Annotated in this window: 11 protein-coding genes; 3 read left to right on the top strand and 8 right to left on the bottom strand. The window is 52.2% G+C overall.

All coding sequences use genetic code 11. The features are described 5' to 3' along the window. Positions 1 to 86: 86 nt before the first annotated feature. Genes dxs through xseB form a run of 3 tightly spaced genes read right to left on the bottom strand, consistent with a single transcriptional unit; the run spans position 87 to position 3146 of the window. Positions 87 to 1949 carry a 1-deoxy-D-xylulose-5-phosphate synthase gene (gene dxs, locus RAHAQ2_RS16630; protein ID WP_015698336.1) on the bottom strand — a complete coding sequence of 621 codons (1863 nt, stop codon included), beginning with the start codon at positions 1947 to 1949 and terminating at the stop codon, positions 87 to 89. 18 nt (positions 1950 to 1967) lie between these two features. Continuing rightward, on the bottom strand, positions 1968 to 2897 hold the full coding sequence (gene ispA, locus RAHAQ2_RS16625) for a (2E,6E)-farnesyl diphosphate synthase (protein ID WP_015698335.1): 930 nt from the start codon (positions 2895 to 2897) through the stop codon (positions 1968 to 1970). A gap of 6 nt (positions 2898 to 2903) precedes the next feature. After that, a complete protein-coding gene (gene xseB / locus RAHAQ2_RS16620; protein WP_015698334.1) occupies positions 2904 to 3146 on the bottom strand; it encodes an exodeoxyribonuclease VII small subunit in 243 nt (80 codons plus the stop codon). Between the two features lie 275 nt (positions 3147 to 3421). On the opposite strand from xseB, the gene thiI reads away from it, so the two are divergent. Next, complete coding sequence (gene thiI / locus RAHAQ2_RS16615) at positions 3422 to 4870, top strand: tRNA uracil 4-sulfurtransferase ThiI (protein ID WP_015698333.1); 1449 nt, start codon at positions 3422 to 3424, stop codon at positions 4868 to 4870. Positions 4871 to 5065: 195 nt separating this feature from the next. Further along, on the top strand, positions 5066 to 5524 hold the full coding sequence (gene tnpA, locus RAHAQ2_RS16610) for an IS200/IS605-like element IS1541D family transposase (protein WP_014333746.1): 459 nt from the start codon (positions 5066 to 5068) through the stop codon (positions 5522 to 5524). A gap of 126 nt (positions 5525 to 5650) precedes the next feature. On the opposite strand, the gene yajL is transcribed toward tnpA, so the two are convergent. Both yajL and panE read right to left on the bottom strand, forming a co-directional pair. After that, positions 5651 to 6259, bottom strand: coding sequence for a protein deglycase YajL (yajL, locus tag RAHAQ2_RS16605; protein ID WP_015698332.1), 609 nt, complete (start codon positions 6257 to 6259; stop codon positions 5651 to 5653). Further along, a complete protein-coding gene (gene panE / locus RAHAQ2_RS16600; protein ID WP_015698331.1) occupies positions 6222 to 7133 on the bottom strand; it encodes a 2-dehydropantoate 2-reductase in 912 nt (303 codons plus the stop codon). The genes yajL and panE overlap by 38 nt, the downstream gene beginning before the upstream one ends. Positions 7134 to 7373: 240 nt before the next feature. On the opposite strand from panE, the gene RAHAQ2_RS16595 reads away from it, so the two are divergent. Beyond that, the gene (locus tag RAHAQ2_RS16595; protein WP_015698330.1) at positions 7374 to 7865 is read left to right on the top strand and encodes a YajQ family cyclic di-GMP-binding protein; all 492 of its coding nucleotides are present in this window, start codon (positions 7374 to 7376) and stop codon (positions 7863 to 7865) included. 57 nt (positions 7866 to 7922) lie between these two features. Here RAHAQ2_RS16595 and RAHAQ2_RS16590 read toward each other — a convergent pair whose 3' ends face one another. The 3 genes from RAHAQ2_RS16590 to cyoE all read right to left on the bottom strand — a co-directional run bounded on the left by RAHAQ2_RS16590 (position 7923) and on the right by cyoE (position 11813). Then, the gene (locus tag RAHAQ2_RS16590) at positions 7923 to 9221 is read right to left on the bottom strand and encodes a Gfo/Idh/MocA family protein (protein ID WP_015698329.1); all 1299 of its coding nucleotides are present in this window, start codon (positions 9219 to 9221) and stop codon (positions 7923 to 7925) included. A 170-nt stretch (positions 9222 to 9391) separates the two neighbouring features. After that, positions 9392 to 10756, bottom strand: a complete 1365-nt coding sequence (locus RAHAQ2_RS16585) for an MFS transporter (RefSeq protein ID WP_015698328.1) — start codon at positions 10754 to 10756, stop codon at positions 9392 to 9394. Positions 10757 to 10928: 172 nt separating this feature from the next. Next, the gene (gene cyoE / locus RAHAQ2_RS16580; RefSeq protein WP_015698327.1) at positions 10929 to 11813 is read right to left on the bottom strand and encodes a heme o synthase; all 885 of its coding nucleotides are present in this window, start codon (positions 11811 to 11813) and stop codon (positions 10929 to 10931) included. Positions 11814 to 11817: the final 4 nt, after the last annotated feature.

The following is an 11817-nucleotide window of genomic DNA, read 5'->3' as shown; positions in this document are numbered from 1 at the left end:
TAGCTTACAGAACGGCAGGATCGTGTGACAGAGGAGGAAGTCAGAGAGGAAAATCCCCTCTTTCAGGCAGAAAGAGGGGTGAAGAGTCAGGCCAGCCAGTCGGTTATCTGACGGTCAATGCCTTCGGCATCCAGACCAACATCGTGACGGATTTCGTCCTGTGTGCCTTGTGGCACAAAATTGTCCGCCAGACCGATATTCAGCACCGGCACCAGAATACGTCTGGACATCAGCAGTTCATTTACGCCGCTGCCTGCACCGCCCATGATGGCGTTTTCTTCCAGTGTGACCAGTACTTCATGACTTGAAGCCAGTTCCTGGATAAGTGCTTCATCGAGCGGTTTCACAAAGCGCATATCCACAACGGTCGCGTTGCGTTTTTCTGCCACGGCCAGCGCTTCAGGCAACAATGTGCCGAAGTTAAGAATCGCCACTTTCTCCCCTTCACGGCGCACGACACCTTTACCGACTGGCAGTGAAGCCAGCGGTTCACAGGTAGCGCCGGTACCACTACCACGCGGATAACGCACAGCAACCGGCCCGTTGTTATGGTGATAACCGGTGTGCAGCATCTGACGACATTCGTTTTCGTCGCTCGGCGTCATGATGGTCATGTTCGGAATGCAGCGCAGGAAGGAGAGATCGAACGCGCCCTGATGCGTCTGTCCATCAGCCCCGACAATGCCGCCGCGGTCGATAGCAAACAGTACCGGCAGATTCTGGATCGCCACATCGTGGATAACCTGATCATAGGCGCGTTGCAGGAACGTGGAGTAGATCGCCACAATCGGCTTGTATCCGCCAATCGCCAGACCCGCCGCAAAGGTAACGGCGTGTTGTTCGGCAATGGCCACATCGAAATACTGCTGCGGGTATTCACGTGAGAAACGCACCATACCAGATCCTTCACGCATTGCCGGTGTGACAGCCATCAGCTTGCTGTCTTTGGCGGCGGTTTCGCACAACCAGTCGCCAAAAATCTTCGAATAAGTTGGCAGACCTTCTTTGCTTTTCGGCAACGTGCCGGAAGCCGGATCAAATTTAGGCACAGCATGGAAACTGATCGGATCTTTTTCGGCTGGCGCGTAGCCTTTGCCTTTTTTAGTCATGATATGCAGTAGCTGCGGGCCTTTCAGGTCACGCATGTTTTTCAGTGTCTGCGCCAGCGCCAGCACATCGTGACCATCTACCGGCCCGATATAGTTAAAGCCCAGCTCTTCAAACAGCGTACCCGGCACCATCATGCCTTTCAGATGTTCTTCAGTACGGCGTACCAGTTCTTTAATCGGTGGCAGGCCAGACAGGACTTTCTTACCGCCTTCACGCAGACGTGAATACAGTTTGCCGGACAGCAGTTGTGCCAGATGATTATTGAGCGCCCCGACGTTTTCGGAAATCGACATCTCGTTGTCGTTGAGGATCACCAGCATGTCAGGTTTGATGTCACCTGCATGGTTCATCGCTTCAAACGCCATACCCGCCGTGATCGCGCCATCGCCAATCACACAAACGGTGCGACGGCCTTTGCCTTCACGTTCAGCCGCCACCGCCATACCGAGGCCTGCACTGATGGAGGTCGATGAGTGACCGACGGACAAGGTGTCGTATTCGCTTTCACCGCGCCACGGGAACGGGTGCAGACCGCCTTTCTGGCGGATGGTGGAAATACGGTCACGGCGGCCGGTCAGAATTTTGTGCGGATAGGCCTGATGGCCGACATCCCAGACTACGTGGTCGAACGGCGTCTTATAGACATAATGCATCGCCACGGTCAGTTCAACCGTCCCCAGACCGGACGCAAAGTGTCCGCTGGACTGACTGACGCTGGCCAATAAATATTGGCGCAGCTCATCGCAGAGCTTAGGTAAGCTCTCTTTAGGAAGCGAACGAAGATCTTCAGGATTCTCCGCCAGCGCCAGTGTCGGGTATTTGGCTAATTCAAGACTCATCAGTTGCTCATAGTAAGTTTAATTATCGCGTTCAATGATAAAGCGGGCTAACGCGAGAAGTGGCGCTGTGTTGTAAGAACGTGCCGCAAGCTGATCCAGCGCTTCAACGGCTTCCTGATACAGATCTGCTGCCTTGGCTTTTGCGCCATCCAGCCCCAGCAGCGCAGGGTATGTGCTTTTACCCAGTTGCTGATCAGCGCCCTGGCGTTTGCCGAGCGTGGCGGTATCGCCTATGACATCCAGAATATCGTCCTGAACCTGAAACGCTAAACCAATGGCCTGCGCGTAGTTATCCAGTATCGGTAAAACGGCACGTCCTGTTTCACCGGCAGCCAGCGCACCCATGCGCACGGCGGCGCGGATCAGTGCGCCGGTTTTATGGCGATGAATTTGTTCCAGTGCTTCAAGGCCGACCTGCTGACCTTCAGCGGCTAAATCCAGAGCCTGACCGCCACACATACCGCTGACTCCGCTGGCGCGGGCCAGTTCGGAAATCATCGCCAGCCGATCTTTTACGGCGACATCCGGCATTTCGCCGTCGGCCAGAATGGAGAAGGCCAGTGTTTGCAGGGCATCACCCGCCAGAATCGCGTTGGCTTCGCCAAATTTAATGTGACAGGTCGGCTGACCACGGCGCAAATCGTCGTCGTCCATGGCCGGTAAATCATCATGTATCAGCGAATAGGCATGAATGCATTCCACGGCAGCCGCAGGCGCATCGAGGTTTTTCAGATCGAGGCTGAACAATTGGCCGCTGGCGTAAACAAGATACGGACGCAGACGTTTACCGCCCAGCAGCGCGCCGTAGCGCATGGCTTCAACCAGCGGTAAATCGGCCAGCGGCTGAGTGCTGACATAGGCTGTTAATGCCTCATCGACACGCTTTTGCATCGCGCGCAGCTCATGCGTAAATCCGTCAGCGCTGGAAAGGGAAATCGCTTCAGACATGACCAGTTACTCGGCTTCTGGGGTGAACGGGGTTAGCGGAGCGTCGTTGTCGCTGTCGAGCAGGATCTGAACACGTTGCTCTGCCTGTTGCAGCTTTTGCTGCCCCTGACGCGCCAGCTGGACGCCCTGCTCAAATTCATTGAGTGCGTCTTCTAAAGGCAACTCGCCTGATTCGAGGCGGGACACGATCTGTTCCAGTTCGGCCAGAGCAGTTTCAAAATTGGCAGGTGATGCAGATTTTTTTGGCATAATTCTCTTTAATATCGTTGATCAGAATGGATGATCGAAGTACTGAGGCAACAGAGTCAGCGCTCAGCCTCAAGAGACATTCCTGTCCAGCATGACATCTGCTGCAGGGTTTTGTGCGCAGAGCATCCATTTTAAGTGATATACTCTGCGCCGCAGATATTATTGCTAAGCCCAATGTGACACAGAACGAACATTTGGCTTAGCAATAATAGGATCCTAGATCCTTATTCAGCGACTTACTACCCCGTTTTTTCACCCGCTAACAAAAGACTGCCATGAAGTTTATCATTAAATTGTTCCCTGAAATCACCATCAAGAGCCAATCTGTGCGTTTGCGCTTCATTAAGATCCTCTCAAGCAGCATTCGCAATATCGTGCGACCGCATGATGAGACGCTGGCGGTGGTTCGCCACTGGGATCATATCGAAGTTCGCAGCAAAGACGAAAGCAAACACGACCTGATTCAGGAATTGCTCTGCCGCATTCCGGGGATCCGTTATGTTGAAGAAGTTGAAGACCGTCCTTACACCGATGTCCATAATATCTTCGAGCAAACGCTGGAAGCTTATCGTGCTGAAGTGGAAGGAAAAACGTTCTGCGTGCGTGTTAAACGTCGTGGCAAGCATGACTTCACGTCTACCGAAGTTGAGCGCTATGTTGGCGGCGGCCTGAATCAGCACATTGAATCGGCAAAAGTTAGCCTGACCGCTCCGCAGGTTACGGTGAAACTGGAAATTAACGACGATAAGCTGGTGCTGGTGAAAAGCCGCCTCGAAGGCCAGGGCGGCTACCCGATTGGCACGCAGGAAGATGTGTTGTCACTGATTTCCGGCGGTTTCGACTCCGGCGTCTCCAGTTATATGCTGATGCGCCGTGGCTGTCGTGTGCATTATTGTTTCTTTAATCTCGGCGGCGCAGCGCATGAAATCGGTGTGAAACAGGTGGCGCATTATCTGTGGAACCGTTTTGGCAGCTCGCACCGTGTGCGTTTTATCGCGGTTGATTTCGAACCAGTGGTGGGTGAAATACTCGAAAAAGTCGAAGATGGCCAGATGGGCGTGGTGCTAAAACGCATGATGGTGCGTGCGGCGTCGGCTATTGCTGAGCGCTACGGCGTGCAGGCACTGGTGACAGGCGAAGCGTTGGGTCAGGTTTCCAGCCAGACGCTGACCAATTTGCGTTTAATCGACAATGTTTCTGACACGCTCATTCTGCGTCCGCTGATTTCTCACGATAAAGAGCACATCATTAAGATTGCCCGTGAAATCGGGACGGAAGATTTTGCGAAAACCATGCCGGAATATTGCGGTGTGATTTCGAAAAGCCCGACCGTGAAAGCGGTTAAAGCGAAGATCGAAGCCGAAGAAGCGATGTTCGATTTTAACGTGTTGGATAAAGTGGTCAGCGAAGCGCGGAATGTCGATATCCGCGAAATTGCTACCCAGGCGGCGGAAGTGGTGCCGGAAGTGGAAACGGTAGCGGAGTTCGTGTCAACAGACATCGTTCTGGATGTTCGCGCACCGGATGAAGTAGAGGCGCAGCCGCTGGCACTGGAAAACGTTGAAGTGAAGCCGCTGGCGTTCTACAAACTGGCCACTCAGTTTGGCTCTCTGGATCAGAGCAAAACTTATCTGCTGTATTGTGATCGTGGCGTAATGAGTCGTTTACAGGCGCTGTATCTGAAAGAGCAGGGCTTCCACAACGTGAAAGTCTATCGTCCGTAAACGAAATTCCGGATGTAAAAAAAGGGGGGCAGCATCGCTGACCCCCCTTTTTGTCTATAGAAAACCCCCAGCTAGGCTGGGGGTTCCGTAAAGCTTCCAGCTTTGAGCCGGATATAAAAACCCCTTTTGATTTGTTAAAACACCTTGCGGTCTGGCAACTGCATTGGTCAAACAAGAAATCAAAAGGGGGTCCCAATGGGGGACGAAAAGAGCTTAGCGCACACCCGATGGAACTGTAAATATCACATAGTTTTCGCGCCTAAATACCGAAGGCAGGTCTTCTACGGCGAGAAACGCCGTGCAGTAGGGAGTATTTTAAGAAAACTGTGTGAATGGAAAAATGTGCACATTCTGGAAGCAGAATGCTGTGCAGATCACATCCATATGCTTGTGGAAATCCCGCCGAAGATGAGTGTATCGAGCTTCATGGGGTATCTGAAGGGCAAAAGTAGTCTGATGCTATATGAACAATTTGGTGATCTTAAATTCAAATACAGGAACAGGGAGTTTTGGTGCCGAGGGTATTATGTAGATACAGTGGGTAAAAATACATCGAAGATCCAGGAATACATAAAGCACCAACTGGAGCAGGATAAACTAGGGGAACAGTTATCAATCCCGTATCCAGGGAGCCCGTTTACGGGCGGTAAGTAACGAATTTGGATGCAAATGTCAGATTGCTATGCGCCTGTTAGGGCGCGGCTGGTAACAGAGCCTTACAGGCGCATATGAAAAACCTCCGGCTATGCCGGAGGATATTTATTATTGGCAGCAATCGGATCAGGATTCGCGCGCACCTTCATCGGTGTAGTTATAAATGCCCGGTGCCAGAACCAGTTGCGCGGCGATTTCTGCCGCTTTGGCTTTGCCCAGCAGCAGATCGATAATTTTCAGGGCAAATTCCATCGAAGTGCCCGGCCCCTGACTGGTCAGAAGATTAACGCGCGGATCGAAAATCACCCGACGATCGGACCATTTGTTCGGGTCGATCTTATCCCTTAAGCCCGGGAAACCCGTCATATTGCCGACCGGGAACAAATCGTGATATTCCAGTACCAGCGCAGGGGCGGCGCAGATGGCGGCAACGATTTTACCGCTGACATGCATCTGGCGCACTTTTTCCACCAGCAGCGGGCTTTCACTAAAACAGGTTGCGCCACCGAGGCCGCCCGGCAGAACGATCACCGCATGCTCATCATCTGCGACATCCACCAGCGCGACGTCTGCCAAAATACGCACGCCGCGCGAGCAGCGGATCTCCAGGTTGCCATCGCCTGCGACACTGGCTGTGGTGACGTTAATCCCAGCCCGTACCAGCAAATCAATCACGGTGACGGCTTCGATTTCTTCGCTACCAGGTGCCAGGCAGACCAGAACTGATGCGTTCATAATCGTTTTCCTTTCTCTTAATCTGTTCAAATAAGCGGTTGTTAACCGGCAGGGTCAGCCCGAACTTACGCCCGCGGCGCAGGACATATCCGGTGATGTAATCAATTTCGGTATGACGCTGGCTGCGGATGTCCTGCAACATCGATGAATGATTTGCCGCTGTAGAGTCGATCACCTGATAGACAAAACTGAGCAATGATTCGCTGTGAATTTCAACGCCTTCGATTGCCATAACCTGCGCGACTTCCTGACAGATTTCTTCAATCTGACCGCTATGCGCCAGTAAAGCGCCGTTGCTGCAATCGTATATCGCCGTCAGCGGATTGATGACGCAATTCACCGCCAGTTTATTCCATAATGATGATTTGATGTTGTCATGCCACGCGACGTCCGGTAAGGCATTATGCAGCGTATCCGCCAGTGAACTCAGTGCGGCACCACGCGGTGTTACCGGCCCGATGTGTGTGGCACCCGCTGCGACATGGACAATGGCGTTGCCTTCATGACGCGCCGCATGGGTCGTCGCGCCCTGCAAAATCGCCAGACGGTTAGGGGGTAATTCATCAACAGTGCCCATGCCATTGTGCAGCAGCAATATCGCGCAATTATCATTAAGCCTCGGCATCAGCGCGCTGACCGCGCCGGAAACCTGCCACGCTTTCAACGTGACCAGCAGTAATTCGCTTTGTGCCAGATGTTCCGGGTCGTTAGTGGGCATATTGCGATTAAAAGCAATGCCTTCCGGCGAGATAACGTTGACGGCACAAAATGGCTGTGGAATGCGGATCCAGCCCTGAACGTCGTGGCCCTGCTGATAAAGAGCCGAAAGCCAAAGTTGTCCCAGCGCACCGCAACCCAATACTGTTATTTTCATTGTGCCTCCCGGGAATTATGGCGAAACAGGGCCATGAAATTGATTGTCGAAAGAATATTCTGCTGTCCGGTTATCTTATTAGTATAGACATTTGTGCAGCAGATCACATTTTCACCTGCACTTTTTGACCCTCGGAGCATTTTATGTTCGGTGCTTTGCTGTCGTTTGGCATCGACGGTTGAAGGCGCTATTATGCACGCCATATAACGTGCAACACAAAAACTACAGGGAGAAGCGATTATGCCGTCTTTTGACATTGTTTCCGAAATCGACATGCAGGAAGTGCGCAATGCCGTGGAAAATGCCAGCCGTGAACTGCAAACCCGCTGGGATTTCCGCAATATTCCTGCCAGCTTCGATCTCAATGAAAAAAACGAGAGTATCAAAGTGGCCAGCGAATCAGATTTTCAGGTGAACCAGCTGGTCGATATTCTGCGTGAAAAATTAGCCAAACGTGGCATTGAAGGCGGGGCGCTGGAAATTCCTGAGCAGATGGAGCACAGCGGTAAAACCTACAGTGTTGACGCCAAACTGCATTCCGGCATTGAATCCGCGCTGGCGAAGAAAATCGTCAAGCTGATTAAAGACAGTAAAATCAAAGTGCAGGCGCAGGTTCAGGGCGACGAAGTTCGTGTCACCGGCAAAGCGCGTGATGATTTGCAGGCCGTGATGGCGCTGGTTAAGAAAGGTGATCTGGGCCAGCCCTTCCAGTTCAAAAACTTCAGAGACTGATAGCCTTCGTTCTTTGCAATTAAGATCGGGACGCTGTGCGTCCCTTTTTTATGGCGGTTACTTCGGCTGGCGTAGTCTTTTCACCAGTTCGAAGTCTTTAAAGTAAACCGGTTTATCATGCTGCATCGACAGATTTCCGGCGATACCGGTCAGGATCGACATCGCCCCCGCGCGGTGATCGGCGGCGCGTTTTAACGGATCGTCTTTACGTTCGCCAAACAGATCTTCCAGCATGGCATTATCGCCGCCGCCGTGACCGCCTTCTCCCAGCTGGAATTCTGCTTTCCACGGCTCTGCAAATAACGGGTAAACCGTGATTTCTGCTTTCTCGATACTGCCTTCGTTTTCACGTTTGCCACCGGCATTAACGTAAGACATCTCGACGATTTTCATTTCAATGCGGCCTTTGGTGCCGTTGAATACCACGTTCAATCCTTCCCAGGGCAGATATGCATTCAGCGAATAGGTTAGCTGGACTTTGTTCTGGTATTTCACCAGCACCGATAGGGTATCTTCAATATTGATGCCGTCGCTGAACACACTCTGGTCGCGGAAATAGTTATCCTCATGTTCTGCATTCAGATACAGCGCTTTGAGCTGGGCGTTGTCTGCCATATGCAGCGCAAACGGATCGTTCTGTGCCTGCACGTAGCCATGTGCCCGGGGATAAAATTCGGTCACGCCGCGTTTCTCGGCATTCTCTTTACCGTAAAAACGCAGGTCGCCCTGGGCATAAACTTTTTCCGGCGTGCTGTTCAGCCAGAAATTCATCAGATCAAAATGGTGGGTAGATTTGTGCACCAGCAGGCCACCGGAATTGCGTTTTTCACGGTGCCAGCGACGGAAATAATCTGCACCGTGTTCGGTATTGAGCAGCCATTCAAAGTGCACTGAAAGCACGTCGCCAATAGTGTCCTGCATCAGCAGTTCACGCATTTTGCTGTGATGTGGCGCGTAACGGTAATTAAACGCCACGCGCACCTGATACCCCGTCGCATCGACGGCATCCAGAATGCGCAAAGCGCGCGGTTCATCAATGGTCATGGGTTTTTCAGTAATGACGTCGCAACGGGCGTGCAGGGCACGGACGATATAGTCATCGTGCGTGCGGTCCATGCTGGTGACAATCACGATATCCGGTTTGGTTTCCTCGAGCATCGTATTGAAATCGGCCGCTTTCCAGGTCGGTACCCGGGCGATGCCGCTTTGCTCAAGCTGACGGTTCGCATAATCCATTCGTGTCTGGTTTGTATCGCAGAAGGCCACAAATTTTGCGTTGTGGCGGTATTTGCCGGTAATCGCTTCAATGTATAAACCTGAGCGACCGCCGGTGCCAACGAGAGCATATGTTTTCATGAGATCCTCAAAAGGCCCGAAAGCCGTCATCACTGACAAAAATTTTTGTTAAGGAATTCCTGAGGATAATGATTACTGAGGTTTTTTAAGTGAGGGGGGTCACGCGGTGGGGATAAAAATGAAACGCTGTGCCAGTTTGCAGGCACAGCGTTTATTAATGTCAGAACGCGTCAGGCAGCGCTGACCAGTTGCTCGAGGGCTTTGCGGTTGGTCTGTTTAGTATCAACTTTCACGTAGGCACTGAACTCTTCCGGTACGACAACGGCTTCGGCCACGCCCGGTTGTGCAAGAATGCGTGCCTGCAGGGCGGAATCTTTCACCGCCAGTTCAGACAATGTGATACGCAGACTGCTGACATACGGCGGTTCAGTCATGGTGGCGCTGACCAGTAACCAGACGACGGCAATGACCGCACAGACCAGGAATACCGCACCGGCACCGGCATGCCCGTAAACATAACCGCCTAAGCTGCCGCCAATCGCCACGCCAATGAACTGGCTGGTGGAGTAAAGTCCCATCGCGGTGCCTTTATAGCCCGCCGGAGATTCTTTACTGATTAGCGATGGCAAAATCGCTTCCATCACGTTAAACGCCAGGAAGAATAACTGGATACCGGCGATGACCGCCCATAAATGCAGGCCAGCAGCCCACAGCACGATTTCAGCCAGCAACAACATCACCACGCAGCCCATAAATACCTGTTTCATGTGGCGCTTTTTCTCGGCGTAGACAATCACCGGAATGACGGCGACGAAAGACGTCAGCATGGTGATCAGATACACCCGCCAGTGGTCACCCGGTGGGTAGCCCGCGTGTTCCATCACTTGCGGCAATACCACGAAACTCGACATCAGTAACACGTGAAGGCACAGAATGCCGAAGTTCAGCTTCAGTAATTTGGCGTTGCTCATCACTTTGCCAAAGCTGCCTTTCACCATGCTCGATTCACGGTTCAGTATATGCGTGGCAGGGGAGGGCACCACGGCCACGGTAATGATGATGCCCAGAATGGTCAGCGCTGCGATAGCCCAGAACAGAGCATGCAGACCCCAGGCGTGGGTGATAATCGGGCCGAGTACCATCGCAATCGCAAAGGTAATACCAAAACTGATGCCGATAAACGCCATCGCTTTGGTACGGTTTTGCTCGCGGGTCAGATCAGAAAGCAGCGCCATCACGGCAGCAGCAATCGCGCCGGAGCCTTGCAGGGCACGACCAATGATCACGCCCCAGATAGATTCGGTGGAAGCAGCCACAATGCTGCCGATGCAGAAGATGACCAGGCCAAAGATGATCAGCGGCTTGCGGCCAACGCGGTCAGAAAGCAGGCCAAACGGGATCTGGAAAACAGCCTGTGCCAGTCCGTAAATACCGATGGCGATGCCGATCAGTGTTTCGCTGGCACCGGAGAGTTTCATGCCATAGGTGGTCAGCACCGGAAGAACCATGAACATGCCAAGCATGCGCAAAGAAAATACTGTCCCTAGTCCCCATGTAGCCCGACTTTCCTGCGGGGTCATCTGGTTATCGTTCACATTACTACCTCAAAATAACAATCCGACATTTTAATGATTAAGCCGGCTTGGGTAAAACGATGGATCTTTAGCAGATATTACGAGATTTTCCCGTCAGACTGAGCAAAAGAAAAGGCCAGTATTGCTACTGGCCTTTAGCTGTAATTTCAGCGGCTTACACTGAAAGTATGTGTTACCAAACGTAGGTCAGCAACGATGTCGGGGCAGAATTAAAATCCACGGACATCATGAAGCTCAGCGACATGATAGTGATGATGGAGAAGCCAAACAGTTTTCTCGCCCACACCACATCATTTTCCGTTTTGTAACCTTTCAGTGCCATACCCAGCCACCAGATACTGACAGCGGCGGCGACAATCAGGTATTTATAACCTGCATAACCGCTCAGGGTCAGCATCAGTGTCGCAATCATAAAGGCCAGAATATAGACGATAATATGATGCTTGGCGACGGAGATACCTTTCACCACGGGCAGAACCGGGATGCCTGCAGCCTGATAATCTTTGAAGCGGAAGATGGCAATCGCGTACGAATGCGGCATCTGCCACAGACTGAAAATCAGAAGCAGGATCAGGGCACCGGTATCGAACTGGCCTGAAACGGCACAATAACCGATAACCGGTGGCGCGGCGCCAGACAAGCTGCCGATCAACGTGCCGTATACCGAGTTGCGTTTCATGTACAGGCTGTAAATGCCGACATAAACCACAAAGCCCATCACTGCCAGCCACATCGCCAGCGGATTTGCTCCGATATACAACAACGCAAAGCCCGCAATACCCAGAATGGTCGCGTAAACCAGGCTTGTTTTCGGCGGAATAAGCCCTTTCACCAGGACCCGGTTCTTCGTTCTTTCCATGATCCGGTCGATGTCGCGGTCGATAAAGTTGTTAAATACACAACCCGATGCGACAACCAGCGAAACACCCACCAGTGTGGCGAGAAAGAGTGGGAAGTCGATGCTGCCTTTGGCAGCAAGGAGAAATCCCCCGATGACAGAAATTAAGTTGCCGAAAATAATTCCTGGTTTCGTTACTTGCAGGTATTGCTTAATCATCACG

Origin of the sequence: Rahnella aquatilis CIP 78.65 = ATCC 33071 (genome assembly GCF_000241955.1) — a bacterium.
In the GTDB taxonomy this organism is placed as follows: domain Bacteria; phylum Pseudomonadota; class Gammaproteobacteria; order Enterobacterales; family Enterobacteriaceae; genus Rahnella; species Rahnella aquatilis.
This window is presented reverse-complemented; position numbering and strand designations above follow the sequence as displayed.

Coding starts and splice junctions, on each gene's coding strand:
- dxs (WP_015698336.1), bottom strand. CDS start 1,949: ATGAGTCTTGAATTAGCCAAATACCCGACACTGGCGCTGGCGGAGAAT.
- ispA (WP_015698335.1), bottom strand. CDS start 2,897: ATGTCTGAAGCGATTTCCCTTTCCAGCGCTGACGGATTTACGCATGAG.
- xseB (WP_015698334.1), bottom strand. CDS start 3,146: ATGCCAAAAAAATCTGCATCACCTGCCAATTTTGAAACTGCTCTGGCC.
- thiI (WP_015698333.1), top strand. CDS start 3,422: ATGAAGTTTATCATTAAATTGTTCCCTGAAATCACCATCAAGAGCCAA.
- tnpA (WP_014333746.1), top strand. CDS start 5,066: ATGGGGGACGAAAAGAGCTTAGCGCACACCCGATGGAACTGTAAATAT.
- yajL (WP_015698332.1), bottom strand. CDS start 6,259: ATGAACGCATCAGTTCTGGTCTGCCTGGCACCTGGTAGCGAAGAAATC.
- panE (WP_015698331.1), bottom strand. CDS start 7,133: ATGAAAATAACAGTATTGGGTTGCGGTGCGCTGGGACAACTTTGGCTT.
- RAHAQ2_RS16595 (WP_015698330.1), top strand. CDS start 7,374: ATGCCGTCTTTTGACATTGTTTCCGAAATCGACATGCAGGAAGTGCGC.
- RAHAQ2_RS16590 (WP_015698329.1), bottom strand. CDS start 9,221: ATGAAAACATATGCTCTCGTTGGCACCGGCGGTCGCTCAGGTTTATAC.
- cyoE (WP_015698327.1), bottom strand. CDS start 11,813: ATGATTAAGCAATACCTGCAAGTAACGAAACCAGGAATTATTTTCGGC.